The sequence below is a fragment of the Actinopolymorpha cephalotaxi genome (genome assembly GCF_013408535.1).
Classification (GTDB): Bacteria; Actinomycetota; Actinomycetes; order Propionibacteriales; family Actinopolymorphaceae; genus Actinopolymorpha; species Actinopolymorpha cephalotaxi.
In genome coordinates, this window is sequence record NZ_JACBZA010000001.1 from 3,509,267 (window position 1) to 3,535,741 (window position 26,475).

Consider the following 26,475-nt stretch of genomic DNA (forward strand, 5'->3'; position numbering starts at 1 on the left):
CCTGGTCGGCCGGCACGAAGACATCGCCGATCGCGACATGGCCACTAGGGCGTGTCTCCCAGTTCGCGTAGCCAGGTGATGATCGCGCCGAGTACGACGCCGCCGCGGTAGGTCAGGGCGAGCTTGTCGTACCTGGTGGCCAAGCCTCGCCACTGCTTCAGGACGTTGAAAGAACGCTCGATGACGTTGCGCCCCTTGTACGCCTCGGCGTCGAACGTCGGTGGTCGGCCACCCTTGGAGCCCTTGCGTTTGCGGTTTCCTGTCTGGTCGGACGGTTCGGCGATCACGGCGGTGATGCCACGGGAGCGCAGCAGCGCCCGGTTGCCGCGGGAGGAGTACGCCTTGTCCGCCAGGACCGCGTCGGGTCGGGTCCGCGGGCGCCCTCGACCCTGCCTGGGTACGCGAATCGCCTTGAGCAGGTTCGCGAACATCGGCGAGTCGTTGGCCTGGCCGGGCCCGAGCAGCAGCACGAGCGGGCGGCCCTTGCCGTCGCACAAGTGGTGAATCTTCGTGCTCAGGCCTCCGCGGGAGCGGCCGATGGCGTGGTCAGCCGGCTCGATCCGCAGATTCGTGTGATTCGACAGTTCCCCCTGTGCCAGTGGCGGGCCTGGTCAGGTTGGTGCCGTGCTGGTGCGCGCGGTTGATCGTCGAGTCCACGCTGACCGACCAGTCGATGTCACCGGCCGCGTCGGCGTGCGCGAGCAGCGCGGTGTGGATCCGGTCCCAAGTGCCGTCGCCGCAGAACCGGCGATGCCGCTTCCAGACCGTCTGCCACGGCCCGAACCGCTCCGGCAGGTCACGCCAGGCGATGCCGGTCCGGAACCGGTACACGACACCCTCGACGATCCTGCGGTGGTCCCGAAACCTGTTGCCCCGCTTGCCGTCCGAGGACGGCATCAAGGGCTCGATCAGCTCCCACTGGGCATCGGACAGCACGGCTGAACGCGACATCGGTCAACCATCGCAGCCCGGAAGGCCGACATTCGGGAGACACGCCCTAGGTCGTACCGTCGCGCGCAGCGCCTCGGCGGTCTTCACGAAACCACCGAGGACCCAGGCGGCACCGATGCACAGGGCGGCGTCGTAGGCCTCGGCTTCAAGGGCCAACTCGGCCGCGTCACACGTGACGTACTCGACCAACTCCTCGACACCTGCCCGGCGCGCGCGTTCGGTTCCTGCCGCAACGAACTCCGCGCAGCTTTCGACGGCGCGTATCTGGCAACCGAACTCCTTCGCGAACAGCACGGTCAGGGCACCGGTTCCGGCGCCGACGTCGAGAACGCGCTGGCCGGCACCCAGCCGCATCCGTCGGCCGAGCGCGCGCACCTTGCCCTCACTGAGCGGGGACTGCAGTCCGCCATGCGACTCGCCGATCACTCGTAGGTCGACCATGCCGGCCGAGACTAGGTTCACGTGACCCGTGCCGCAACGGAGATTGCCGCCACGGTCGGGTAGCGGAGTAATCCAGCGACGTCGCAGATCTTGATCTCGCATGACTGTACACGTGTATAGTCGACTGTACGCACGTACAGTCTCGGCAGTGGAAGGTTACCTGTGACGCAGCCCAGCCCTGACCCGGACGACCTCACCGCGCGGGCCCGGATCCGCGACGCCGCGATGCGGCACTTCGGGGAGTACGGCTTCGAGCGCGCGACGATCCGCGGTATCGCCGAGACAGCCGGCGTCTCGCTGGGTCTGGTGCGGCATCACTTCGGCTCGAAGCAGGCACTGCGGGAGGCCTGCGACGCACACCTCGCGCAGGTGATCCATCGCCTCAGCGACCAGGTGCGCGCCGGCGCGGAACCCGAGGGCGGCAGCTATGTCGCGGCGGCCCGGATCGCGGGTGCGGCCTACCAGGCATACCTCGCACGCGCCCTGGTCGAGGGCGGCGCCGCACCGGTGTTCGACGAGATGGTCGAACTCGGCACGCGGTGGCACACCGATCTGGACCAGGCACGGACCGACCAGCCGAGCGCCAGTCCCAGGGTTCGGGCGGCGGTGCACACGGCGATGGCGCTTTCGCTCACGGTGCTGCACGAACACGTGTCCCGCGCGATCGGCGTCGACGTGCAGAGCCCCGAAGGCGACGACCTCGTCGCGCGTGCCCTGATCGACCTCTACTCCCGACCCCTGCTCAGCAAGGACGACGCCAAGAAGGCGCTCGACGCCATCGAACGGCACGAGAAACCCTAAGCTCACAAGGAGATCAGTCATGCCGTACGCCACCACCCCTCGGATCCGGCCACTTCCGATCGAGGAGCTGGAGCCGGAACAACGCAAGCTGGCGAAGCTCGGCGCCGACACTGTCATCCAGGTGCTCGCACGCAACCCCGAGTTGACGAGGGCGTCATCCGACCTCGGCGCCTATCTGCTCAGCCAGGGCAGACTGCATCCCCGCATCCGCGAACTCGCCATCCTCCGGGTGGCGCTGCACTGCGATGCGCCGTACGAATGGGCCAACCACGTACCCGCCGCACTCGGCGCCGGCGCCACCGCCGACGAGATCAACGCCCTCTCCGAACCCACCGCGACCTGGGAGCCCGAGGACGACGCGGTCCTCCGGGCCACCGACGAACTGTGCAAGGACGCGTTCGTCTCCGACGCGACCTGGACCGCGCTGGCGGCAACGCGTGACGACGACGAGATTCTCGAACTGCTCTTCCTCGTCGGCTACTACCGGATGATGGCCGGTTTCCTGAACTCCGCCGGCGTCGCGGTGAAGCCCAGCCAGCCGGTGCTGGGCGAGCAGGTGCTGCCGCCGCAGACCACGGATGTTCGCGTCGCCACCGACCGGCCGAGCAGCGGCAAGGTCGGGGCGGACGGCCTATGGAGCATCATGTTCGTCCACCCGGCCGGTAGCAAGGAGATCGTCCTAGATCTGAAGACCGCGGACGGCACGGTGTCCGGGACGATGTTCGACACCATGCTGGGGGTGACCGCTCCGATCGTGTCGGGGACCGTCGACCCCGATGGTCGGCTGGAGTTCACCGCGGAGATGACTGAGCCGGCGAGGTTCGACCTCGACGTGGCCGCCTCGATCGACGGCGACACGTTCACCGGATCGGTGACGATCGCCGGCGGTGGGACGTTCCCCTTCTCCGGCACCCGCGCCGAGTGACGACCGCAGAAGGCGAGGCCGACAGCTGCGGCTCTAACCAAGCTTCGACAGGGCCATCCGCAGGAATGCGTCACGGCGGTGCGTGGGCGCTCCGATGAGCTCGGTGGGGGTGTTCAGCGCGGCGACGGCGTCCCAGTAGGCGACGTATCGCGGTCTGACGCCGGAGTGGCCTTCCCAACCGTCGAGGACATGCGCAGGTGCATCCGGGCCGAACGTGATCGCCACCTGCTTGCGGAGTTCGCCCAGGTCGACTCCTGGCGCACCGACCCCCGCCGTCTTCCAGTCGATCAGCGTCACGATGTCGTCGCGGGTCCAGACCAGGTTGCCCGGCCAGACGTCACCGTGGAGGAAGACGGGTTCGCCCGACGGCAGTCCGTGCGCGGTGATCAGATCGTCCGCGGTCCGCAGCAGCGGTGTCGTCGGCATTCGGCCCGCGCGCCGGTCGGCGGCGAAGTCGTCCACGGCGATCGGCCTCGGCCGGAACGGCAGGTGTTCGCACGGAGTCATCGCGACCGAGTGCACGAGAGCCAGCGCCGCGCCCGTGCTTCGTAGCCGTTCCACCGAAGGCGGGGACGACCAAGCTGTGGTTCCCGCGGCGGCGGTTTCGAGCGTCGCCGGTACACCGGAAGCCGAACCGTCGAGGTCCGCGGCGAGCAGTCGCGGAGCCGGCAGACCGTGCTGTGCGGCCAACGCAAGCGCCGTCGCGCCGGTTGCGATCCCTGCGGCATCGATCCGCGGGGTCGGTGCGCGCAGCACCACCTCTGTCGTACGACCGCAGCTGACGACGCTCAGCCGCCACGGGCCCTGGTCGTCGTGGAGCGTGCGGGTCTCGGCGATGCTTGCCCCGGCGCCCATCGCGGCAGCCGCCCAGTCCAGAATGCGGCCGGCCGGGGCGTTTCCCCTTGCGGGGTTGGTTTCCCTCATGGTCGAGCCTGGCGGCTTACATGCTTCCCACGCGGGCCCACGTCGGATCTGGGAACGGGCGTTCTTCGGACGCGCTCGCCACTCGTACCGGCGATGAAGTCGAGGTGGCGAACGCTCTGCAGGAGAACTGAGGCCAGGCGACGCGGTTCGAGCAGCATCACGTTGTGACCGGATGTGATGGATCGGATGGAGAATCCGTGACGTTCGGCAAGCCGGTCGAACGGAAGGGTCCTGGGCTCGCACACGATGGCCACGCCCGGGATGCCGGCCTGCGCGAAGTTGAACCCGGACGAGGGCGCGTCGAAGGTGCCCAGCGGCTGCTCGGCCAACCTGGATCGCACCTCCGCCGCCAGCGAGGCGTCGTTGATACCAAATGCCGCAGGCGGTGGAGGAGGGATGACCGTCATTCCGTTGGTCTGCCGTACGGCTGACCGGAGCCACTGCCTCATTCCGTCCGGCACCGTCTCCATGAACGCTTCATCACGCTCGGCGAACCACGCGTCGATGGCGATCACCGCCGAGACCAGATCGCGGTCCATCGCCGCCGCCTCCTGGACCACCAGCCCGCCGTGGCTGTGCGCGACCACCACAGCCGGCCGCGCTGACCGAAGCGTCTCGATCAGCGTTCTTGCCTGGTCAACCAGGGTGACCGCCTGGCCGTTCGCGTTGTGCAGGGAAGGCCCCTCCGAGCCGGGCAGGGAGATCGCACAGCACTCCACACCGTGTGGTTCGAGCCAGGTTGTCACCTTGTCCCAGGCCCACGCGCCGTGCCATGCCCCATGAACCAGCACCAGCCTCGTCATCGCATCCGTCCTTCGCACTCTCTTCGGGGTCGGCTCGGTATCAGCACCCAGGACAACGAAAGGCCTCCGTTTGTGACATGCGGCCGCACGTCGCTGAGAGACTCGGGCATGGCTGACACTCCCGTCCGGTGGTTCTCCGATCCCCATCAGCGCGTCGACGTCGCGGACGTACCACCCGTGGTGGCGACCATCGCAGCAGGCGACCCGATCCGGCTGGCCTGGCGAAACGATCTCGGCGGTCAGACGTTCCGGCTGGACCGCGCCGACCACACGGAGTACGTCAAGTGGGCACCGGACCACCCTGAGATCGACCTCGAACGCGAGGCGCGGAAGTTCGCCTGGGCCGGGCGCTACACCGTCGTGCCGGAGGTGCTGGGCCACGGCCGGGACAGCGACTCCTCAGGTTGGTTGCACACGTTGGGGATTCCGGCCCTGTCGGCTGTCGCACCTCGGTGGAAGGCCGAACCGCGGCGCGCCGCCCGTGCCATCGGGAGCGGGCTTCGGATGCTTCACGAGCGACTTCCGGTGTCGGAATGCCCTTGGTCCTGGCGGATCCGTGATCGGTGCACCCAGATCGCCGACCCCGACAACCTGGTGTTGGCCGACATCGCGCCTGACGAGGACGCCCTGGTCGTCTGCCATGGCGACGCGTGTGTTCCCAACACCCTGATCGGTCCGGACGGGACCTGTGCCGGACACGTCGACCTGGGCAGCCTCGGTGTCGCCGACCGATGGGCCGACCTCGCCATCGCCACCTACAGCCTGCCCTGGAACTACTCCCCCGCCTACGAGGACGAGTTGTTGGACGCGTACGGCATCGATCGTGACGAGGATCGGATCAGCTACTACCGCCGTCTCTGGGACGCGACCTGAGGCAGTTCAACGACAGGATCCGGTCTGCGACGGCCTCCGGTGACCGCTGGTCGGTCTCGATCAAGGTCATGTCGGTACGACTGCGAAACGTGCGGTTCAACTCGATGAGCCCTGCGCGTTCGCCGGGCTGCGACCCCATCCACGAGCGTTCGCGAAGGCGGCGATCGAGCTCGCGGTCGGAGCAGACGAGCGCAACGTAGTCGATCGGGCCGAGGAAGTGCCGTAGAGGTTGCTGCTCCCACTGGTGCGGCATCGAGTAGCCGACAAGCACGAGGCTGTGGCCTCCCTGCGCAACCCCGACCGCCGTGCGCAACCACGTGTCGATGAATCCGAGCCAGGCCCCCTCCGAACTGTCGTGCTCGGGCCGGACAGTGAGATCGGTGTCCAGTACGACGAGGTCGGTCGGCGAGCGCGTCGCCAGCACCCGGCCGACGGTCGACTTGCCCGTGCCAGGACTGCCGGTGACGAGGTGGAGCCGCCCCAGCCGGAAGGGACGACTCGCCCCGCACGTACGGCAGGTGAGGTGATCCGCAGCGACCGCCTGAACCTGAGCATCGGCGTCACACGTCGGACAGTCGAAGTCGACCATCGTGCGCAACGAGCCCTTGACGCGTGCGGTGACAGCATCGTTCATAGTGATCTCTCCACCCTGAGTTGAGCGCGAGGAAAGACAGCGCGGGCCGAGTCGGCGAACGCCGTACTGGTGAATCGCAAGCTGCGCGAGAGATCAGGCCACGTCCGGCACCTTAGCGAAGGTCCCGTGTGCCGGCATCCTCGGTCGAGCTCAGCGCTTGAGAGTGCGGTCGAAGAAGTCCAACGCCTGCATGCCGAGTTCGGCCCACGGCTCGGATCCCCATGGCAGGTCGACATCGGCGTGCAGGTTGTGGTGAACGCCCTCCATCGCGTGGAACTCGACCTCACCCTCCTGCGCACGAAGGGCGCGGACCAGGGACTCCGCCTGGTCGAACGGCACCGTCTCGTCGTCGGTTCCGTGGACGACCAGAAACGGTGGAACGCCCTTACGCACCTGGGCTGCGGGACTCGCCAGTCGGCGCAGGTCTGCGGTCTTCGCCAACGGCCCGCCGAAAAACGGGTCCAGCACTTCGTCCTGCCAGTCTTCCTGCGGCAGTGTGAGGAAGTCGCTCGGGGCACAGCGCACCACCGCCGCCTGAACGGCGCTCGGCCATCCTGGTGAGCCGCAGTTACCTTCCAGGTCTTCTCGCTCGGCCGTGGTGGCGGCCAACGCAGCAAGCTGTCCACCAGCGGAGTCGCCCCAGATCCCTACCCGGTCCGGGTCGATGCCGTAGTCGGACGCGTTCGCCCGAAGCCACCGGACAGCAACCTTGACGTCATGGATCTGCGCAGGGAACGGCGCCTGGCCACTCAGCCGGTAGCTCACGTTGGCGACGACGAAGCCGTGCACGGCAAGTAGCGGGCTGTGCCATGGATAGAGGCCGTGCGACCGATACCCGTCTCGCCAGCCGCCGCCATGGAGATACACGACCGTAGGTGCTCGGGTCGAGGGCCGCGGTGTGGGCATCAGCAGGTCCAGGTGGAGCGCGCCCTGCCAGACGGGAAGTCCGGGGACCATTCCGTACCGGACGGGACTTCGAAGCTCAATCGCGTATGGCGTATCGGGCATCGTCATCAACATGCCGGCGACGCTAGCGAGTCAGGCTGCCAAGAATCCAAGGCCGACGCGTGTCCACGATCGGACACCTCCCGCGCAGTGATCGCCGCGAAACGAGCCTCGCTGATCTGAAACTCGGTTGAGGCGTACGCCGACGTGGGCAAGGCTTGTACCCGCGCAGAACCCGGTCGGGAGCGAGGTGAACGTCAGGTGGGATCCGAGGCACCCTCGCCCGCCGTCGGTGAGCTGTCGGCCGACGACACCAGGGTGTGGGACGGCAACCAGTGGGAAGCGCTGTGGCTGCTGCGGTCCGAGATCGCGGACGCTGCCTTGGCCTGCTTCGGCCACGTCGTGAACGCGCTTCCCACGTTCATGACCGAAGGGCTCATGAACCAGTCATGGCGAGTCGAGTCGCGCGACGGAACGTACGTGCTGCGGGTGAGCCGATCCGAACTCAGCCAGAAGCGGGTGGCCTACGAGCATGCCGTGCTCGGCCTGCTCCGTCACGAGGTACGGGAGGTCGTACCCCCGCTGCCAGGAGTGAACGGCGAGACGCTTCAAATCTGGCAGGGTCAGGCTCTGTCGCTCTTCCCGTACGTCCACGGAGTCCTTGGTACGAAGGTCGAGGCAAGCATCCGTTGGCAGCAGGCCGCCGCGACCTTGGCCCGGATCCACCGCACTGGAACGAATCTCACCGTCGGATCGGCCGCCGACGTTCGTACCGCGGTCGACCAACCGACAATGTGGTCGACCGTGCGGCCGGTCCTGCGGCAAGACCTGCCGTGCACCACGGAGGTGGGCGAGCTGTTCCGGTATCTCGACGATGAGGCAGCGGAACTCGAAGCCTGGTTGGCGAATCTTCGAGCCTCGGGCCGACCGCTGCGACGTGGCGTCGTGCACGGTGACTTCAACCCGCGCAACCAGATCTTCGACCGGGACCAACTCGTCGCGGTCATCGACTGGGAGAGCTGCCACGTCGACGTCCTTGCGTACGAAGCGGCTCTCGCGATCCAGGCGCCCGACCCGGCGGCGTTCTGGCACACGTACCTCGAAGCCGGCGGTCCGCTGGCAGCCGGCGACATCGACCTGCTCGGCGGGTTCGCACGCGTCGGCACCCTCGCCGAACTCCAGTTCACCACCGATCGCGGCGGGCGAACCACGCCTTGGGCCATCGACACCCTCCGCGCCGTCGCCGATGACCTGCGGGCGCTACGCGAACGAACAGCGGAGCTCGGCCTGTGACCGGCCACACGGGGCTGTCAGGTGGTTGCGGAGTCGGTGAGGAGTGCTCGTAACGCTGTCGCGTCCTCCCGCCATTGGTCCTCGGGGAGGAGTTCGCTCCTTCCGGCGGGAAGCGGATCACCGGGTGCGGGGTCATCGATGTAGCGGGCGGTCACGTGCGTGTGCAGGTGGGGCGTCCAGTTCCCCATGGTCAGGTAGTTCAGCTTCAGCGGACGAAAGCACCGCTGGATGGCGTGGCCGACGCGCAGGACGTCGCGGCCATACTGGGCGGCCTCACTGGGAGACAGCTCCGTGGGCTCGACGACGTGCCGGCCACGCCAGACGACGACCGCGTAACCACGTACCAGTGCACGGCGCATCAGGTACGTGTCCGCGACTGCACTGGCAAGGATCCGTGTCCCTGTCTTCGTCTCCTCGGGGCGTCCCTCGTCGCACAGCTCACACGCAGTGCCGGCAACGCGTTCGTCCCAGTTGCTCGCCCAGGGCATCAGCTCTCCTCACTGTCCATATGCGAGCCGCTGACCCGGATCTCCGACGAGCGCCGGCGTTCCCGGCCCGGGCGAGTTCATCGTGCTCCCTACGTCAGGCCGGCTTCGGTCGCCAGTCGGTGTGTTCCCAGACGTCCCTGTCCCCCAGCCATTCGACGTACTCGGCGTAGGAGGCCACACCCTCGTCGATGACGGCCTGGTACACCCAGTGTCCGTGGGCTCGGGTACCCCGGCCGACTGCCTCCTCCTTGATCGCCAGCACCGCGTCGCGCCGGCCCTCGGTCAGTGCGCCCGCCACCGCCTCGGTCAGCTCAGTCGAGGACCCGTGGGCGGGTCCGCTGGGAAACAACCACATGTCGACATGCCAGGTCTCCTCGGGCGTCAGCTCGTAGTCCAGTCTCCAGTACAGACCCCGCGAAGGTCGGTCGCGCTCGTCCTTGTAGCGCATGGCCCGAACCTTCGGCTGTTCCGCGAGGTCGGCCACCACACCGAAGCCGTCCCGGATCGACGGGCTGCCGGTGTAGATCTCCAGATCCACGTCGGGCCGTACGACGGCACCCAGCGCGACCGAACCGACCACGACCGGATCACCGACCGTCCTCCACCGATCAAGAAAGTTGAGCTCGTCCAGGACCTGTCGTGCCTGTGCCAGTCGCACCTCCGCCCGTGCGGCTCGCTCCTCACGTACGCCCATCAGCACCCCCAAGGGATCCGCGACCAACACGCAAGTGGATCAGGTCGGACCCACCGTAGGCAAACGAAGTCGGCGAGCGCGGGGTGACCGCGAGTGGACATGTCCGCGAGTGTGACGTTTCCTTGACACTCCGCGAGGTCCGGCCTAGCTTGTGGCCGCGTTCTCAAGTCACCCGAATCACCAGCCCCAGCAGGGTTCTCACTGGTTCCACCGCCGGTTTCACTCCGCACTAATCGCTGGAGACATCCATGAGCGGCAACGGTGATACGCACAGATCTCGACCCACCCGTAGGAGCGTTGTCGCGGCCGGAGGCGCAGTCGCCGGTGCTGCTCTCACCGGCGGATCAGGGCTCGCCTGGGCGGCTCCCGCCTCGGCGGAGGACCGGCGGATCCGGCTCGCGGACAACGGCCACACGCGTTACCAGATCTACTGCGGCGCAGGCGAGGACGCCACGGTGCGGCACGCCGCCGACGAGCTGGCCCACTACCTGAACGCGATCACCTCGGCCCGCTTCCCGGTGGTCGTGTCCGACGACCCGCCGGCCAACCCGGAGCTTCTCGTCGTCGGGCGGAGGAACCCGCTCCTACGTCGCTTCGGGAGTCTCGACCCGGCCAACGTGGGAGAGGACGGCTTCGCCCTGCGGACGCGCGGACGGACCGCTCTGATCGCCGGCGTCAACTCCCGGGGAACCCTCTACGGCGTCTACTGGCTGCTCGACCGCGTCCTCGGAGTGCGTTGGTTCTCCGCCGACTTCACGACCGTCCCCCACGCCCGCACTCTCGACGTCGCCACCGCCCAACTCAACGGCGACCAGACGCCACGGTTCACCTACCGCCAGATGTACGCAGGTGACGCCGCGGACCCCGCGTACCGGCACCACAACCTGCTGAACGGCAACCGCGGTTGGGACGACGCGGACATCCCAACCCCGCTTGACACCTGGTCGACGTACTGGCCGGCCAGCCCCTTCGGCGGAACGTGGCGGACGATGGTCCCCGACCAGTCGCTGTGGTCCGGCGGCCAGATCCTGGCGATGGACGAACGCACGCGTCAGATGGCGGCGGACAACCTGGTCGCCGCGATCCGCAAGCGCATCGCCGACGGGCTCGATCCCTCCATCGGCTTCGACCAGCAGGACGCCGACTGGCAGCCCGACCCCGCGAGCAAGACCTTCGTCGACCAGCACGGCGGCGCGCTGTCCGCCGCGGTGGTGGATCTGGCCAACGATGTGGTGACCCGCGTGCGGAAGCAGATTCCGCAGGCACGCATCAGCACCCAGGCGTACTGGTTCAGCTTCACTCCCCCGACCGGCATCAAGGTCGACGACGCCGTCGTGTTGACCGTCGCGCCGATCCAGGCGAACTTCGCGCACTCGCTGTTCGCCGACGACAACCTCGAGATCGGCCGGCAGATCCAGACCTGGTGCCGGCTCGCGAACAACATCGTCGTGTGGGACTACCTCGTCGACTTCGCGTCCTACATCCAGCCCTTCCCCGACTACTGGGCGATGGCCGACGGGATCCGGACGATGGCCGGGCGCCCGCAGGTACAGGGATACTTCGGCGAGCACGCCTACAACGCGATCGGGAGCGAGTTCGTCCACCTCCGCACCTGGGTGCTGGGCCGGCTGCTCTGGGACCCGCACCAGGACGCGGACGGGCTGATCCGCGAGTTCCTGAACGGCTACTACGGTCCGGCCGCGGCGCTCGTCCACCGTTACATGCGGCTGCTGCGGCAGTCGGTGGAGGACACCGGCGCCCGCCTGACCTTCAGCGCCTCGGTCTCCTCGCCGTACCTCAACTTCGACACGATGGTGGCCGCCGACCACCTGATGGCACAGGCGGAATCGGCCGTACGCGAGAGTGCCGACTTCCACAAGCACCTGCTGGCCGTACGGCTCAACGTGGACTACGTGATCCTCATGCGGATCGCGGAGTTCCAGCGGACCGCCCGAGAACGCGGGATCGACTGGGACCCCGACACGGCGAACCGGCTCGACCGATTCGAGGACGAGATACACGCCGCCGGGCTCACCCGGTACAGCGAGGGCGGCGGCACACCTGAGGACCTGCTGCGCCAGCTTCGGATCGCCACCGCGCCGGCGACCCCGCCCGCGACCGTCGCGGGCCTTCCTCCGGAGGACTGGGCCGACTACCAGGAACCCGCGCTGCGGCTGTACGCGCCGGTCATCACCATCCTCGACGACCCCGGCGCCTCCAACGGCTACACCGTGCGGATGCCCGGCAACCGGCCCGACTGGGGCGTCCAGCTCGCCCTCGAATCCCTGCCGACCAACGGATCCTGGAAGGTGTACGTCACCGTCCGGGCCGACACCGGATCGGCCGCACCCGACGCAGCCGCGATGGTGGCAGGGGTGTACCCGCCGTTCGGAAACGAACGAACGATCAAGGTGTCCGAGGTGGCCGACGGCGAGTACCACGAGCTCGAGCTGCCAGGCGTCTACCAGTACGACGCGGCCAATCCGCGGTACGCCTGGATCTCGCCGCCGAACTCCTCGGCTGTCGCGTACGTCTACGTCGACCGCATCTTCGCCGTTCGGGCTTAGGTCGGGTCCAGGCCGGACGGGAGAGCGGTTACTCGCCCAGCCCCGCGTCGGCCAGCATGCCGGTCTCGGCGACCTCGGTGGCGAGGTCTCGCATCTTCCGGTTGGTGTGCTGGCTGACGGCCTTCAGCATGTCGAACGCCCGGTCACGGGTGATCTTGTAGGTGGCCATGAGTACGCCGATGGCGATGCCGATGTCCCGGTTGGACGAGAGGGCCTGTTCCAGGTGACGTGCCCGGTCCCGGTCGTCGACGGCGGTCGCGACCAGATCGCCGTACCCGGCCAGCAGCATCAGGAACTCGACCGCCTCGTTGTCGAAGCCGTCGCGCCGATCGGAGTACACGTTCAGGCTCGCCCGCAGGTCGGAGTCGGGCACGGGCATGAGCACCACGGGGCAGCTGAGCATGCTGGCGACAGACAGGTCGCCCGCGGCGCGTCGGCCGAAGCCGGGCCAGCGGCGGTCCCGCGCGACGTCTTCGAGTCGGTACGCCATGCCGTCGACGATGGCGTCCACACAGGGGCCGGATCCGAGGGCGTACTGCACCTCGTCGGCCTGGATGGCGTGCTGGTGGGTGGCGGCAGTCGTCCAGAAGCTGTCCGAGTTTGCGAGGGTGACGCTGGCCCAGGTGGCTCCGCTCACCGCGCGGACGGCGACCTCGGCAACCGCTTCCAGCCCATGAAGTCCGAGGGCCGGGGCCTGGGCGCCCCGCAGTTCCTCGAAGGCGCCCACCAGGCGCCGCAGATTCTCCGTCGGAGGGGTGCGGAACAGGGTCCCCATGAAATGCCGCCCTTGGTAATGGCTTGAAGAACGCCAGGGCGGCTGGGAGCTCAACCGCGTACCGAAAGGTATCACTCCGTCACCGAAAGCGAGCACGCCGGGGTCCGGCATGGTCCCTTGCCTCCGCCGGCAGAGCCGGTGGCCGGAATGCGCCAGTACGTGTGCGGGGCAGGGCGAGGGGTAGAGGGATGCCATGCCACCGCGTTATGAGAATTTCCCCAGGATCGCGATCGTCACCGGCTCCGACTCCGGCATCGGTGAGGCCTGCGCGGTCGCCCTGGCCCATGACGGTTACGACGTCGGCGTCACCTGGAACACCGACAAGGCCGGCGCGGAGGACACGGCGAAGAAGGTACGTGATGCGGGCCGGCGTGCCCCGGTCGCGCACCTCGACCTGTCCGAGGCGAGCACCGTGCCCGGGGTGGTCGACGGGTTGATGGACGAGCTCGGTGGCATCGGCGTACTCGTCAACAACTCAGGAACCGGCACCTCGACACCGTTCCTGGATCTGGACTTCGAACAGTGGCGGGACATTCTCGCCATCAACCTCGACGGGGCGTTCCTGTGCGCCCAGCGCGCCGCTCGCCGCATGGTCGGCGCCGGGCTCGGCGGCCGGATCATCAACATCACCAGCGTGCACGAGCGTGCGCCCCGGGTCGGCTCGGCGCCGTACTGCGCCGCCAAGGGCGGGCTGGGGATGCTCACCCAGGTGCTCGCCCTGGAGCTTGCCGAGCACGGCATCACCGCCAACTCCATCGCCCCCGGCGAGATCGCCACGCCGATGACCGGCCAGGAGAACGAGGACCCCCACCAGGCCGATCGTCCCGGCATTCCGGTGGGGCGGCCCGGTGACGCCCGGGAGATCGCGGCGGTCGCGGCGTTCCTCGCAAGCCCGGCCTCCGCGTACGTCAACGGCGCCTCGTGGGCGGTCGACGGCGGGATGCTGCTGATGGGGCCGCAGGCGGGTTCGCACCTGCAGGGCAACGACTGGCGCCGCCCCTAGAAGTCGGTGCCGCAGAAGCCGGTGGCCCGGCTTCTGATCCCACCGGGGCCCGGGGCCGGAGGGATCGGAAGCCGGGCCGACGGGTAGACCGGCGCGCGACGTCGGGATCAGTGACTGCTGAGTTCTCCGCTGAGGGCGCGGTGGATTCTGGCGCTCGGCGCGTTCAGGCCGGTGATCGTAACGGTCTTCCCGCGCTGGGCGTACTTCGTCTCGATCGCGTCCAGCGCGGCGACCGAGGACGCGTCCCAGACGTGGGTTTCGGACAGGTCGATCACGACATCGTCGGGGTCGTGGTTGTAGTCGAACTGGGAGACCAGGTCGTTGCTGGACCCGAAGAACAGTTCACCGGTCACGGAGTAGATGACCTGTTTGCCTTCGGGGTCGGTGGCCGAGGTGACCCGGGCGATGTGTGCGACCCGGCGGGCGAAGATCACCATCGCGGTGAGGGTGCCGACGGCGACGCCGATGGACAGGTTGTGGGTCATCACCACGACCGCGACGGTCAGGGCCATGACGATGGTCTCGCCCAGCGGCATCCGCCGAAGCGTCGCGGGCTTGATGGAATGCCAGTCGAACGTGCCGACGGCGACCAGCACCATCACGGCCACCAGTGCGGCCATCGGGATCGTGGACACGACCGGCCCCAGCACGATGCACAGAATCAGCAGGAAGAAGCCGGCGAGGAAGGTGGACAAGCGAGTACGCGCGCCGTTCTTGACGTTGATCATCGTCTGCCCGATCATCGCGCAACCGCCCATGCCGCCGAAGAAACCGGTGACCACGTTGGCGATCCCCTGACCGACCGACTCGCGGGTCTTGTTGGAGCGGGTGTCGGTGATGTCGTCGACCAGCTTCGCGGTCATCAACGTCTCCATCAGTCCGACCACCGCCATCGCCAATGCGAACGGCGCGATGACCGACAGCGTGTGCGTGGTGAACGGCACGTCCGGAATCCCCAACCCTGGAAGGGCGGACGGGAGCTTGCCCTTGTCACCGACCGTGGGAACCGCGATGCCCGCGGCGACTGTAACGACGGTCAGCACGATGATCGACACCAGCGGGGCGGGCACCACCCTGGTCACCTTGGGGAACAACACCATCAGCACCAGGCCGGCGACGACCAGCGGATAGACGGCCCACGGAACGCCGTGCAGGTTCGGAAGCTGTGCGGTGAAGAGCAGGATGCCTAGCGCGTTGACGAAACCGACCATCACCGATCGTGGAACGAACCGCATCAGCCTGGCCACACCGAGCGCGCCCAGCGCGACCTGGAAGATGCCGGCGAGAATCACGGTCGCGATCAGGTAGTCAAGGCCGTGTTGACGCGCGACGGGAGCGACGACCAGCGCGACCGCACCGGTGGACGCGGAGATCATCGCCGGACGGCCGCCGACGAAGGCGATCACCATCGCCATGGTGCACGCCGCGAACAGTCCTACCTTCGGGTCGACCCCGGCGATCACCGAGAAGGAGATGGCCTCCGGTATCAGCGCCAGCCCGACGACCAGGCCGGCCAGCACCTCGGTGCGGAGCACCTTCGGGGACGACAGCCAGGTAGGCCGGGCAAGCTTGGGCAGGGAAACGGACACGGGCGTCGGCAAGGGTTCCTACCTGTCGTGCTTGGGCGCACGCCCTCGCAGGGCACACGCGAGAAAGTCTGCGGGACCACGCCGGATTCCACAGCGCACTCGGCAGAGCGGGAATCGATCCGGCGAACAGGCCGGGGGCGGCGTCGGCCCCGGAGATGCCAGGTGGCATGGACAGCCAGGAGCTTCGGGCTGCAGAGCCTCCCCAGGCCCTCGGGGAGCAACTCTACCCTGACGTTAGGGTAGAGATCCGGTGGGCCCGGTCCCCGGGCAACCGAGACGAGAAGGGCCGCCGCGTTGGGTTCTGACCATATGCAGATCGGCGAGGTCGCCGCGCGCACCGAGCTTTCGCTGCGAACGATCCGCCACTACGAGGAGGCCGGCCTCGTCGTACCATCGGCGCGGTCCCAGGGCGGTTTCCGCCTCTACACCGAGCGTGACGTCCAACGGCTGATGGTCATCCGCCGGATGAAGCCACTCGGCTTCACCCTGGACCAGATGCGCGACCTGCTCGAGGTCACCGACAGACTCGACAGCGACTCCCCCATCGAGACGTACGAACGAAACGACCTGCTCAGGCGACTGCGTGAGTACGAAACCGCAAGCCAGGAAAGCGTCACCAGGTTGCGCGTCCAGCTCGCCCGTGCGGAGGAGTTCGCGCGGACGTTGGCGGACCGGATCGACCGGGCCGTCGCGCAGGATCGGTGACCCGCTCCGGCTTCACAGCTGTTTGCGTACGCCCGGTTCCTTCGCGACCTGCTCGACGTCGACCCCTGCGGTCACCGCCGTGGCTGTACGGGCACCTCCGCGGCGCAGCAGGGGTGGCGTGCCACGCCCTCTGGCGTCCTGGTGGAGCGCGGCGAACGCGCAGTAGACCGCACCGGCACAGACCACCAGGCCGAGGATTCCGGTGACCGTCTTCCACGTCTGGGACGCGGTCAGCTGGTAGATCCCGGTGAGCAGGAACCGCAGACCGGCGAGCACGAGCACGAGGCTCGGGAGGACCTTGTCCGGCAGCCCGACCAGGGCGGGGACCCACAACAGCACGCAGCCACCCACCAGCTGGACGCCCAGACCGGCACTCGTCGCACCGGGCGGCGTCGTGAGCATGTCCACGGCGACGGCGGCCCACGTACCGGCCAGCACACCGAGTGCGGTGCAGGCCACCGGGTCGCGTGCGAGGTAGGAGACCAGGGAGCCGACGAACTGCAAAGGCACGACGATCAGAAGCAGGCCGTACGCCACCGCGTGCCCCTCGGCCGGCGGGATCCACCCGAGTTCGAGCGACGTGAGCAGCACGCTCGCCATCGCCAGGCCGAGGAAGCCGGCCGGCAGCGGCGTCGCGACCGGCCGCAACGCAACGTTGACACGGGACGCGGGCGGCTCGGGGCCGACGTCTCTGGTTGCCACCGGTGCGCTGTACCCACACTCAGAGCGCCGAAAACTACGTCCTGGGGTCCTCGAGGCCGCCACCGGTTGCGAAGGTCGCCGTCAAGCCCGTTTCATGATCCTGGAGGGGGGCATCACCAGCCGATCCGAGGATGCCGCTGGAGGGTTCATGGTCTCGACAAGTGTGCGTACGCGTAGCCGGCCGCGCAGGCTCTACCTGCGGATCTTCTTCACCGGTCTCCTGCTCTGGCTGATCGCCGTCATGGTGACCCTGTTGACGTCGAACGCCAACCTGGTTCCCACGGTCGTGTTGCTCGGCAGCTTCCTGGTCCCGGTGTCGTTCGTCGCGTGGGCGTTCGAACGCTGGCGGGACGAGGACGTGACCACCGAACTGGTGGTCACGGCGTTCGTGCTCGGCGGGCTCCTCGGTGTCTTCGGCGCGTCGTTGCTGGAGTCGTACGTCCTCCATCCCTCGCCACTGCTGTTCCTAGGCGTCGGCCTGATCGAGGAGGGGGCCAAGCTCGCCGCGCTCGTCTTCGTCACCCGCCACATGACGCGCAGGCACACCCGTGACGGAGTTGTACTGGGCGCGGCGGTGGGATTCGGGTTCGCGGCGTTCGAGAGCGCGGGGTACGCCTTCAACGCGATGATCACCGAGAAAGGACTGTCCCTGCCCGACCTTGTCCAGACCGAACTCCTGCGGGGCGTTCTGGCGCCGGTCGGGCACGGGTTGTGGACCGCCATCCTCGGTGGAGTGCTCTTCCACGTGGCCCGCACCGGCCATGTTCGCTACCTTCGCGGCGCGCTGCCCTTCACGTACCTCTGGGTGGCGATCCTGCACGCCCTGTGGGACTCGATGCACTCGATCGCACTCGCCCTGACACTGGTGCTGACCGGGGTGTCGGCGAGCAGCTTCATGCAGACGGGCTACCTGCCGCAGCCCACCGCCGACCAGCTCCGGCTGTTCACGATCCTGTCCATCGGCGGGCTCGGGTTCGTCTCCGTCCTCGGCCTCGCGACGCTGGCCGCGACGTGGCGCAGCGGCAGGGGTGAGCGGCGTCAGCCGTCGCCGCGCGCAACCCGGACTTGACGGCTCAGGCTACGACCGGGTGAGCCGTCTGCTGTTCGTGTGTACGCCCGGCCGTCTCCGGCCGTGGGCGCATGGGCTCGCACCCGAGTGGGTACTTCGCGGCCGACCACCGACCACACGCGGGGGTGAGCCCGCCTGGAAAGGAGACGTGCATGCCTGCCGCTACGGACGTACCCGTGACCGAGGTCGGGACGCGCGTCTACACCGTCCCCACCGACGCCCCCGAGGGCGACGGCACGCTCACCTGGGACTCGACCACCATGGTGCTGGTCCGGCTCACCGGCGGAGGCCACACCGGCATCGGCTGGACCTACGGCCCGCCGGCAGCCGCCGAGGTGATCCGCGGGGAGCTCGCCGAGCTGGTGCGTGGCCGAAGCTGTCTCGACGTCCAGTCCGGCTACCACGCGATGGTGGCGGCCGTACGCAACGCCGGTCGCCCGGGGCTGGTCTCGCTGGCGATCGCCGCGGTCGACACCGCGTGGTGGGACCTGCGGGCGAGGGTGCTGGGACTCCCCCTGCACCGGCTGCTGGGCGCCGAACGCACTGCTCCCGTACGCGTCTACGGCAGCGGCGGCTTCACGACGTACGACGACAACCAACTGGCGCGGCAGTGCGAGGAGTGGCTGGAGCTCGGTGTCTCGTACGCCAAGATCAAGATCGGCGAGTCCTGGGGCGCGAACCCCGCCCGCGACCTCGCCCGGATGCGGCTGGCCCGGCAGGCCCTCGGCGAGGACGTCGAACTCTTCGTCGACGCCAACGGCGCGTTCACTCCCAAGCAGGCCACACGTCTCGCCGCCACGGCCGAGGATCTCGGGGTCACGTGGTTCGAGGAGCCGGTCACCTCCGACGACCTCGACGGGCTGCGGCGGGTACGCGACCACGTGCGGCCCGACGTGACGGCCGGTGAGTACGGCTACGACCTCACCTACTTCGAGCGGATGTGCGCGGCCGGCGCCGTCGACTGCCTGCAGGTGGACGTCAGCCGGTGCGGCGGAATCACCGAGTGGCAGCGGATCGCCGCCGTCGCCGCGGCCCACCATCTTCCGGTCTCGGCCCACTGCGCGCCGGCCCTGCACCTCGCGGCCGCGGCGGCGACGCCGCACCTGCGGCACGTGGAGTACTTCCACGACCATGTCCGGATCGAGTCGAGGTTCTTCGCCGGACCGGTGACGGCACACGACGGGGCCCTTCATCCCGGCGACGACCCGGGCAACGGCCTGGAGTTCAGGGAGTCCGACGCCGAGAGCTACCGGGTCGGCTGAATCACCCGGGTTTGCGCAACAGTTGCGAGTACGCAGCTGTCCGTTAGCGTGTGACGATGCCCATGGGCCAGCCCGGAACGGGCTCCGCCGACGAGCCGGGTCATGGCCGGGCCGGCGACCCGCGTGCGGCCGAGACCGCGCGTCTTTACCACCGGCTCGCGGCCGAGGATGCCTCGCAGGCGCTGCGAAGACAGGTGCTCGAGCAGGTCGTCTGCATGCATCTCGACCTCGCACGTACGCTCGCGAGAAGGTTCCGCGGCCGGGGCATCGCCGACGACGACCTCGAACAGGTGGCGTGCACGGCCCTGGTGCAGGTGGCACACAGCTACGACGTGGGTCGCGGCGAGAGTTTCCTGGCCTTTGCCGTTCCGAGCATCAACGGCACCCTGAAGCGCTACTTCCGCGACCGCGGCTGGACGGTCCGGCCGCCGCGGCGCCTGCAGGACCTGCAACCGCGGATCCGCGCCGCAGAGGAGGAACTGTCCAACCGGCTCGGGCGCTCACCTCGCCCGAGAGAGATCGCCGAACATCTCGGTGCCGACCTCGGCGAGGTGGTCGAGTCCCTCACCGCGTACGGCTGCTTCACTCCCGCCTCGCTGGACCGCCCGCTGGGACACGACCCCGGCTCGGACGGTTCGACGCTCGGCGACCGGCTGGTCTCCGCCGTGGACGACCTCGCCGCTGCCGAGGCGAGAACCGTCCTCCGTCCTGTCGTCTCCCGGCTGAACCCGAGGGACAAGAAGATCCTACGGCTGCGCTTCTTCGAACAACGCACCCAGCAGGAGATCGCCGACGTCATCGGGGTCAGCCAGATGCAGGTGTCCCGGCTGATCGACCGCATCCTGCGCGACCTGCGAGCCGGCATCAACGGCGGCGTCGGCCACACCGCACCGATCGCCGGAATCGGACGTCACCCAACGCCGTCCACCCCGTTTGGACTCCAGCGGTCCGGGAACCGGTCAGCGACCCGTCTCCGGGGACTTCCCGGGGACATGGAAGGTGGCGCATGACTGGCAGAAGCACCCTTCTCCCTCGCCACGCCGCAGATGATGAAGGAGCTGGACCTGTCGGCGGCCGACATCGGCCTGATGGCGTCGGTGTTCTCCTGGACGTACGCCGTGATGCAACTCCCGGCCGGTCACCTGATCGACCGGCTGGGCAGCCGCCGCGTCTACACCGTCGCGGTCACCCTGTGGAGCCTCGCGACCCTCGCGACCGGTCTCTGTTACCGACTGCCGCAGTTCCTGGCGGCGCGGCTCGTCCTCGGGGTCGGCGAGGCGCCCTGTTTCCCCGCGTCGGCGAAGATCACCACCAGGTGGTTCCCCAGGCGCGAACGTGGAACGGCGACCGGGATCTGGGACTCCTCGTCGAAGTGGGGCCCGGCACTCGCGCCGCTGCTGCTGGTCCCGGTCATGGTGCACTGGGGATGGCGGGCGCTGTTCGTGGTGACCGGCGTACTCGGCCTGATCTTCGTCGTGGCGTTCTGGATCGGATACCGCGACCCCGACGGCAGCCGCCGGCTGTCCGCGGAGGAACGCGACCTCATCCAGGCCGACGCCGAGGCCCAGGACGCCCCGGCCGAGCAGGAAGCAGAGGCCGTCTCCTGGCCGCGGCTGTTCACCCAGCGGACCGTGTGGGGCATGATCCTCGGCTTCTTCTGCACGATCTGGATCTGGAACATCTTCCTCGCGTTCCTGCCGCTGTATCTCGTTCGCACCCAGGGCATCGACCTGGCCAAGCTCGGTCTGTACGCGAGCATCCCGTGGCTCGGTGGCGTGGTCGGCGACGTGGGTGGCGGATTTCTCACTACCCGGCTGATCGCGCGGGGCGTCGGCTCACCGCTGAAGGTACGCCGGATGCTCATCCTCGCCTGTGCGCTGCTGGCCGGCGCGTCCGTGATGCTGGTTCCCAGCGCGCACGGCCTCGCGCCGACGTTGGTCCTGCTCACTCTCGCGCTGTGCTTCATCTCGGCCATCACCGGTTCGGCGTGGGCGATACCCGGTGACGTGGCACCCCAGCACCAGGTCGCCTCGGTCGGCGCGATCCAGAACTTCGGCGGCTACTTCGGCGGCGCGTTCTCGCCGCTGGTGGCCGGGCTGATCGTCGACCGTACGGACTCGTGGTCGCCGGCCTTCTACACCGGCGGCGTGGTGGCCGCCCTGGCCGGACTGTGTTACTGGTTCATCGTTCGCCGGCCGATCGCGGGGTCGGCCGCCGCCTGACCGGCCGCGACGCCCAGCCTCCGCGCCCAGGCCCGTCAAGGTTCGCTTGACGCAGGTACGAGGGGTGGGCAGCCACGCTTCCGGACTCCCCACCCCTCGCCGGCGAGCACGTTCGCTCGCCCTACCCCCGGTCAACCCGGCAGGTGCAACGCCGGGTTGACGCGACTAACCGCCGGCCGGGGGGCTCGCGGGAATCCCACCGGCGCCGGTTGGCTGTTCAACGCTGGCCTACCCCCGACGACGTGCACAATTCGCAACGACCCAGATCGATCGGTCACGGGGCCTCCGTAGTACCCGCACCGGTGACGCTGCGATGCCTGCACCGGTGACGCCGGCACGGTGTTGCGGATCCTCCCTTGATGGGTATCGACCCACAATGAGCCATCCCCCGGCCCGCTCGGACGGTCGTGCCCGGACTGATGCCCGGACTGATGCCAGAACCGGCGTCCGGAGCGGCGCGGGCCCGGTCGGCGAGGGCCCGCACCGGGTGCTGCTCGTCTCGGCCGACATGGGCGGCGGCCACAACTCCACCGCCCGCGCCCTCGAGGAGACGGTCGAGCGGCTGTGGCCGGGGAGCGAGTGCCACCGGGTCGACACGCTGGACGTGATGGGCCCGGGCGTCGGCCGGTTGTTCCGGTCCATCTACGTCTCCAACGTCGAGCGCACCCCGTGGCTGTACGAGTTCTTCTACGCCAGCGAGTGGCGGCACCGTTGGTTCGCCCAGGCGTCCAAGCGGTTCACCGGCTCCTGGGCAGGGCGGCGGCTGCGCACCGAGATCGACCGCTTCGAGCCGGACCTGGTGCTCTCCACCTATCCGCTGGGCAGTTCCGGGCTGGCCTGGCTGCGCCGTCACCGCGGGCTCGGCGTCCGCACCGGGTGCTGGGTTTCCGACTTCGCGCCGCACCCGTTCTGGATCTACCCCGAACTCGACGCCAACTTCGTCGTGCACGAGACCGCGGTGGCCTTGGCCCGCTGCGCGGAACCGGAGGTGGCGGTCGAGGTCTGCGCGCCGCCGGTCGTCCGCGCGTTCGCCCCCGGCGACCAGTCGGAGGCCAGGCGGCGAATGGATCTCCCGGCGGACGCCTTCGTCGTTCTTTTGTCATGCGGCGCCTACTCCTTCGGCGACGCGGACGCCACGGTGGCGGCGCTGCTGGGCGCGTCGGACAAGATCTGCGTCGTGGTGGCCTGCGGGCGCAACGAGCAGACGCGCGGACGCCTCGAACGGCTCGGCCTGCCCCGGGAGCGCCTGCTGCCCCTCGGCTGGACCGACCAGATGCCCACGCTCATGCGGGCGGCGGACCTGCTGGTGACCAACGCCGGCGGGGCGACCGCCCTGGAGGGGATGGCCAGTGCGCTGCCGGTGGTGACGACCTCACCGATCGCCGCGCACGGCGTGGCGAACGCCAACCTGATGGTGGTCGCGGGCCTCACCGACCTGTGCCCCGACCTCCCGATGCTCCAGGCCTACGTACGGTCGCTGATCGAGGACCGCGGCCCGCTGCGGAAGCTCCGCGACGCGACCTCGCGGCACCTGGAGCGCTACGACCTCGAGTCGGGCCTGCGCGCGCTCGCGGCACCCCGTCAACCCACCCTTGCCGGGCGTCAACCCGACCTTGCCGGGCGTCAACCCGACCTTGCCGGGCGTCAACCCGACCTTGCCGGGCGTCAACCCGACCTTGCCGGGCGCCCCTGGCCGATGCGGCCGGCGGACGCGTTCTTCGCCCACGTCGAGACCGGCCCGTACGCCCAGGAGCTGGGCGCGGTCCTCGAACTCGCACCCCTGCCCGGCGGACGGGCGGTCACCGCCGCGCAGATCCGCCGGACCATGCAGGCACGGACGGGTGGACTGCCGCCGATGCGCCGCGTCCTCGTGCGCCGCCCGCTGGGCTGGCTGTTGAGGGATTCGGTCGACGCCTGGAGCCACGTCGAGGAGCAGCGGGTGGAAGCTCGCACCGACGACGAGGACGTGAGCGGGGCCGTGAGCGATTTCTGGTCCCGTACGATGCCGGCCGGCGCCCCGGCCTGGCGGGGCCTGCTCGTGAGTGGGCAGGCGGACGGGCGGAGCACCTTCGCGGTCAAACTGCACCACGCCCAGGGTGACGGCATCTCCGCACTCGGCCTGCTCGACCGGCTCCTCGACCCCGTGCCGGGTGACCGGCTGAGCGAACGCCGTCCCGCGGCCCGCCGGCGTACGGCCCGGGTCGACGCGGGACAGATCCTGCGGGGCGTGGGCCGACTGGCCGGCCGTGGGCTCGCCCCACGCCACCCCCTCAACCAGACAAGGCCGACCGGTGAGCGGGACCTGGTCACGGTCGCGGTGCCGTGGCAGCGGATCCGCGACCTCGCCACCGCCTGCGACGCCCAGCCGCACGAGGCGATCCTCGCACTGGTGGCCGACGCGCTCGACCGGATTCTCCGCCCGGCAGGGCTGCTGACCCCCGGCCGCCCGCTGCGGGCGATGTTCCCGGTGGCGACGCGGCCACCGAAGCTCGACCGCATCTCCGGCAACTGGACCGGCGCCCTCGCCGTCGACCTGCCGACGGGCCCGCTCGACCTCGCCCAGCGGACGGCGAGAGTACGCACCGGCGTACGGCTGCACGACCGGCAGGGCGAGGTGACCGCCTCGGCGATGGTGATGTGGGCGGCCGGGCAACTCCCCCGGCCGCTGCACCGCGGTTTCGCGCGGGCGACGTACAACAGGAACTTCTTCAACACCATCGTGTCCTACATGCCCGGCGCGCGGGGGCCGCGGACCTTCGCCGGCGCGGACGTCCGCGCCGTGTGCCCGGTTCTTCCGCTGACCTCCGGCGTGCCGCTGACCGTCGGGGTGGTCGGCTCCGGCACGGTGGCCGGTGTGGGAGTACTCCTCGACCGCGGCCTGGGTCTGGACCGCGGCGTTGTCAAGGACGCCTTGCGCACCAGCTTCATGGCGGCCACCGAGACTCCACACGGACCCTCCGTCGCGGTGGGAGCTGCCGGCTGATGCTAGGCACCCTGATCGGCATCCTGTGCGCGGTGACGGGTGCGGCGGCCTACGGCGCCGCCGGCGTGCTCCAGCACCACTCGGCACACCAGGCACCACAACGCGGCGCGCTGCGCCCCCGGCTGCTGCTCGACCTCATCCGGCTCCGGGCGTTCCGTGCCGGCGTGGTCTTCGCGATCGGCGGCTTCGCGCTGCAGGTGGTCGCCCTGCGCTTCGCGCCGCTCGCGCTGGTCCAGCCGCTGCTGGTCACCGGCACGTTGTTCTACATCGCGTTCGCCTACGCGATGCGCCGGCAGCGGCCGGACGCCCGGCTGATGCTGGGCGCGCTGGTGGCGATCGTGGGCCTCACCGGCTTCCTGCTGCTGGCATCACCCAGCGAGGCGTCCGCAGGCAAGCCGGCCGAGCCGATGGGCAACTCCGCCGTCGTCCCGCTCGGCATCGTGCTGGTCGGCCTCGTCGCGGCCTGCCTGGTGGCGGCCACGGTCGTACGCAGCGACCAGCGGGCGATGCCGTTGGCGATCGCCACCGCGATCTGTTACGGCGTCACCGCCGGCCTGGTCCGCGAACTCTCCTCCACCGCCGACCTCTCCCAGCCGGGTCTGGTTCTGTCGCGGTGGCAGTTGTACGGGGTCGCCCTCATCGGCGTGGCCGGCTTCCTGCTGAACCAGAACGCCTTCCAGAGTGGGCTGATCGGCGCGCTGGCGTCGGCGGTCATCACCGTCGGGGACCCGATCGTGGCGGTCGCCTTCGGCGCCACCTGGCTCGGTGAGGACATCGCCGGTGGGCCGCTGGTCACCACGCTGCAGGCGACGATGATCCTGCTGGTCGCCGGCGGTGTGCTCCTGCTCGCCCGGCGTTCCCAGCAGGTCGCGCCGGAGTTCCGTGCCGAACCCGCCCCCGCCGGAGTGGCCTCTCAGGGCTGCTGACGACACGTCATGCGGACCTTAGGACGAGCGCGCGCACGGCGACTGCGACCTTCTCCCGCGGGTCCAGCGACAGCCGGGCCGCGCGGACGGTCTCGGGATCGTGTGCCATCCGGCGGAGCAGGCGGCGGTAGATGCCGGCCATCGCGGCGGTGCACGCCGCCGCCCGCCGGTCCAGCAGCGGCAGCAGCGCCAACCCCTGGTGGTACCACGTCTCGGCCCGGTCAGCCTCGAAGCGCACCAGGGCCGCGAGGCGGTCCGGCGGATCGGCCAGCCGGCCGGACGGGTCAAGCTCCAGCGAACAGCCGAAGCGCCGCAGATCCTCCTGGGGAAGATAGACCCGGCCGAGCTGCCGGTCCTCGCGCAGGTCCCGCAGGACGTTGGTGATCTGCAGCGCGATGCCCAGCGTGTCGGCGAGCGGCATGGCGTGGGCGAGGTCGGCCGGTGCGTAGACGCCGGTCGACAGCCGGCCGACCGAGCCCGCGACGCAGCGGCAGTAGCCGAGGAGGTCGTCGAACGTGGCGTACCGCGTGCCGCGGCTGTCCTCCTCGCAGCCGGCCACGAGCTCGTCGAAGGCGTCCAGCGGAATCGGGAAGCGGGCCGCGGCGTCGGCGAGGGCCAGCAGCACCGGATCCGACCGGGCCGGCTCGTCCCCGCCGAGGTTCGCGAGGGCCTTGCGGACCTCGGTGAGGCGCAGCAGCTTCTCCTCGGCGGGCAGGTCGCCGTCGCCGATGTCGTCGATTCGCCGGGCCGTGGCGTACACCGCGCTGAGCGCCCGCCGCTTCGGCGGCGGAAGCAGCCTGATGCCGTACGAGAAGTTCCGGGCCTCGTGGCGGGTGATCTGCTCGCAGACGTCGTAGGCGTTCGCGACGTCGCTCATCCGGGGCTCAGTCATCCGGGGCT

The 26,475-nt window shown here is 69.4% G+C and carries 24 protein-coding genes and 1 pseudogene; 13 read left to right on the forward strand and 12 right to left on the reverse strand.

What is annotated here, in order from left to right; genetic code table 11:
- Positions 1 to 44 precede the first annotated feature (44 nt).
- Together FHR37_RS15395 and FHR37_RS15400 are read right to left on the reverse strand one after the other, a co-directional pair.
- Positions 45 to 951 (reverse strand): annotated as a pseudogene (locus FHR37_RS15395) (IS5 family transposase).
- A 3-nt stretch (positions 952 to 954) separates the two neighbouring features.
- Positions 955 to 1,377: an SAM-dependent methyltransferase gene (locus FHR37_RS15400; protein WP_175542805.1), complete on the reverse strand. Its 423-nt coding sequence runs from the start codon at positions 1,375 to 1,377 to the stop codon at positions 955 to 957.
- Between the two features lie 177 nt (positions 1,378 to 1,554).
- On the opposite strand from FHR37_RS15400, the gene FHR37_RS15405 reads away from it, so the two are divergent.
- Together FHR37_RS15405 and FHR37_RS15410 are read left to right on the forward strand one after the other, a co-directional pair.
- Positions 1,555 to 2,193 carry a TetR/AcrR family transcriptional regulator gene (locus FHR37_RS15405; RefSeq protein ID WP_237769096.1) on the forward strand — a complete coding sequence of 213 codons (639 nt, stop codon included), beginning with the start codon at positions 1,555 to 1,557 and terminating at the stop codon, positions 2,191 to 2,193.
- Between the two features lie 19 nt (positions 2,194 to 2,212).
- A complete protein-coding gene (locus FHR37_RS15410) occupies positions 2,213 to 3,118 on the forward strand; it encodes a carboxymuconolactone decarboxylase family protein (protein WP_092889298.1) in 906 nt (301 codons plus the stop codon).
- Positions 3,119 to 3,151: 33 nt separating this feature from the next.
- Here FHR37_RS15410 and FHR37_RS15415 read toward each other — a convergent pair whose 3' ends face one another.
- Positions 3,152 to 4,042, reverse strand: coding sequence for an aminoglycoside phosphotransferase family protein (locus tag FHR37_RS15415; protein WP_202818382.1), 891 nt, complete (start codon positions 4,040 to 4,042; stop codon positions 3,152 to 3,154).
- Positions 4,039 to 4,992, reverse strand: coding sequence for an alpha/beta fold hydrolase (locus tag FHR37_RS15420; RefSeq protein WP_092889325.1), 954 nt, complete (start codon positions 4,990 to 4,992; stop codon positions 4,039 to 4,041). The genes FHR37_RS15415 and FHR37_RS15420 overlap by 4 nt, the downstream gene beginning before the upstream one ends.
- Here FHR37_RS15420 and FHR37_RS15425 point away from each other — a divergent pair.
- A complete protein-coding gene (locus FHR37_RS15425; protein WP_092889292.1) occupies positions 4,954 to 5,718 on the forward strand; it encodes an aminoglycoside 3'-phosphotransferase in 765 nt (254 codons plus the stop codon). The genes FHR37_RS15420 and FHR37_RS15425 overlap by 39 nt on opposite strands.
- Here the strand turns inward: FHR37_RS15425 and FHR37_RS15430 are convergent.
- Both FHR37_RS15430 and FHR37_RS15435 read right to left on the reverse strand, forming a co-directional pair.
- Positions 5,684 to 6,352: an AAA family ATPase gene (locus FHR37_RS15430; RefSeq protein WP_092889289.1), complete on the reverse strand. Its 669-nt coding sequence runs from the start codon at positions 6,350 to 6,352 to the stop codon at positions 5,684 to 5,686. The genes FHR37_RS15425 and FHR37_RS15430 overlap by 35 nt on opposite strands.
- A gap of 150 nt (positions 6,353 to 6,502) precedes the next feature.
- Positions 6,503 to 7,372: an alpha/beta hydrolase gene (locus tag FHR37_RS15435; protein ID WP_092889286.1), complete on the reverse strand. Its 870-nt coding sequence runs from the start codon at positions 7,370 to 7,372 to the stop codon at positions 6,503 to 6,505.
- A gap of 186 nt (positions 7,373 to 7,558) precedes the next feature.
- Here FHR37_RS15435 and FHR37_RS15440 point away from each other — a divergent pair, with 186 nt between their 5' ends.
- The gene (locus FHR37_RS15440; RefSeq protein WP_092889283.1) at positions 7,559 to 8,590 is read left to right on the forward strand and encodes a phosphotransferase; all 1,032 of its coding nucleotides are present in this window, start codon (positions 7,559 to 7,561) and stop codon (positions 8,588 to 8,590) included.
- A 17-nt stretch (positions 8,591 to 8,607) separates the two neighbouring features.
- Here the strand turns inward: FHR37_RS15440 and FHR37_RS15445 are convergent, their stop codons facing one another.
- Both FHR37_RS15445 and FHR37_RS15450 read right to left on the reverse strand, forming a co-directional pair.
- Positions 8,608 to 9,078: an HIT family protein gene (locus FHR37_RS15445; protein ID WP_092889280.1), complete on the reverse strand. Its 471-nt coding sequence runs from the start codon at positions 9,076 to 9,078 to the stop codon at positions 8,608 to 8,610.
- Positions 9,079 to 9,172: 94 nt separating this feature from the next.
- On the reverse strand, positions 9,173 to 9,799 hold the full coding sequence (locus FHR37_RS15450; protein WP_139239202.1) for a hypothetical protein: 627 nt from the start codon (positions 9,797 to 9,799) through the stop codon (positions 9,173 to 9,175).
- A 221-nt stretch (positions 9,800 to 10,020) separates the two neighbouring features.
- On the opposite strand from FHR37_RS15450, the gene FHR37_RS15455 reads away from it, so the two are divergent.
- Complete coding sequence (locus tag FHR37_RS15455) at positions 10,021 to 12,339, forward strand: DUF4838 domain-containing protein (protein WP_092889274.1); 2,319 nt, start codon at positions 10,021 to 10,023, stop codon at positions 12,337 to 12,339.
- Positions 12,340 to 12,367: 28 nt separating this feature from the next.
- Here the strand turns inward: FHR37_RS15455 and FHR37_RS15460 are convergent, their stop codons facing one another.
- Positions 12,368 to 13,114, reverse strand: coding sequence for a GAF and ANTAR domain-containing protein (locus FHR37_RS15460; protein ID WP_175542802.1), 747 nt, complete (start codon positions 13,112 to 13,114; stop codon positions 12,368 to 12,370).
- Between the two features lie 193 nt (positions 13,115 to 13,307).
- Here FHR37_RS15460 and FHR37_RS15465 point away from each other — a divergent pair, with 193 nt between their 5' ends.
- Positions 13,308 to 14,117, forward strand: coding sequence for an SDR family oxidoreductase (locus tag FHR37_RS15465; RefSeq protein WP_092889269.1), 810 nt, complete (start codon positions 13,308 to 13,310; stop codon positions 14,115 to 14,117).
- A 107-nt stretch (positions 14,118 to 14,224) separates the two neighbouring features.
- Here FHR37_RS15465 and FHR37_RS15470 read toward each other — a convergent pair whose 3' ends face one another.
- Complete coding sequence (locus tag FHR37_RS15470) at positions 14,225 to 15,706, reverse strand: SulP family inorganic anion transporter (protein WP_202818381.1); 1,482 nt, start codon at positions 15,704 to 15,706, stop codon at positions 14,225 to 14,227.
- 294 nt (positions 15,707 to 16,000) lie between these two features.
- On the opposite strand from FHR37_RS15470, the gene FHR37_RS15475 reads away from it, so the two are divergent.
- Positions 16,001 to 16,411 carry a MerR family transcriptional regulator gene (locus tag FHR37_RS15475; protein WP_092889263.1) on the forward strand — a complete coding sequence of 137 codons (411 nt, stop codon included), beginning with the start codon at positions 16,001 to 16,003 and terminating at the stop codon, positions 16,409 to 16,411.
- A 12-nt stretch (positions 16,412 to 16,423) separates the two neighbouring features.
- On the opposite strand, the gene FHR37_RS15480 is transcribed toward FHR37_RS15475, so the two are convergent.
- A complete protein-coding gene (locus FHR37_RS15480) occupies positions 16,424 to 17,113 on the reverse strand; it encodes an acetate uptake transporter family protein (protein ID WP_139239201.1) in 690 nt (229 codons plus the stop codon).
- Positions 17,114 to 17,261: 148 nt separating this feature from the next.
- Between FHR37_RS15480 and FHR37_RS15485 the strand changes: the two genes are divergently transcribed.
- From FHR37_RS15485 to FHR37_RS15510, 6 genes are all read left to right on the forward strand, one after another.
- Positions 17,262 to 18,182: a PrsW family intramembrane metalloprotease gene (locus FHR37_RS15485; protein ID WP_092889322.1), complete on the forward strand. Its 921-nt coding sequence runs from the start codon at positions 17,262 to 17,264 to the stop codon at positions 18,180 to 18,182.
- 152 nt (positions 18,183 to 18,334) lie between these two features.
- Positions 18,335 to 19,444, forward strand: coding sequence for an enolase C-terminal domain-like protein (locus tag FHR37_RS15490; RefSeq protein WP_092889257.1), 1,110 nt, complete (start codon positions 18,335 to 18,337; stop codon positions 19,442 to 19,444).
- A 56-nt stretch (positions 19,445 to 19,500) separates the two neighbouring features.
- Entirely contained in the window at positions 19,501 to 20,454 is a 954-nt protein-coding gene (locus tag FHR37_RS15495) for a sigma-70 family RNA polymerase sigma factor (RefSeq protein ID WP_237769095.1), read from the forward strand.
- Positions 20,455 to 21,666, forward strand: coding sequence for an MFS transporter (locus FHR37_RS15500; RefSeq protein ID WP_269086107.1), 1,212 nt, complete (start codon positions 20,455 to 20,457; stop codon positions 21,664 to 21,666). It begins immediately after the preceding gene.
- Between the two features lie 376 nt (positions 21,667 to 22,042).
- Positions 22,043 to 24,649, forward strand: a complete 2,607-nt coding sequence (locus tag FHR37_RS15505) for a wax ester/triacylglycerol synthase domain-containing protein (RefSeq protein WP_175542801.1) — start codon at positions 22,043 to 22,045, stop codon at positions 24,647 to 24,649.
- Positions 24,649 to 25,575 carry a DMT family transporter gene (locus tag FHR37_RS15510; protein ID WP_092889245.1) on the forward strand — a complete coding sequence of 309 codons (927 nt, stop codon included), beginning with the start codon at positions 24,649 to 24,651 and terminating at the stop codon, positions 25,573 to 25,575. The genes FHR37_RS15505 and FHR37_RS15510 overlap by 1 nt, the downstream gene beginning before the upstream one ends.
- Before the next feature lie 7 nt (positions 25,576 to 25,582).
- On the opposite strand, the gene FHR37_RS15515 is transcribed toward FHR37_RS15510, so the two are convergent.
- A complete protein-coding gene (locus FHR37_RS15515; RefSeq protein ID WP_202818380.1) occupies positions 25,583 to 26,467 on the reverse strand; it encodes a squalene/phytoene synthase family protein in 885 nt (294 codons plus the stop codon).
- Positions 26,468 to 26,475: the final 8 nt, after the last annotated feature.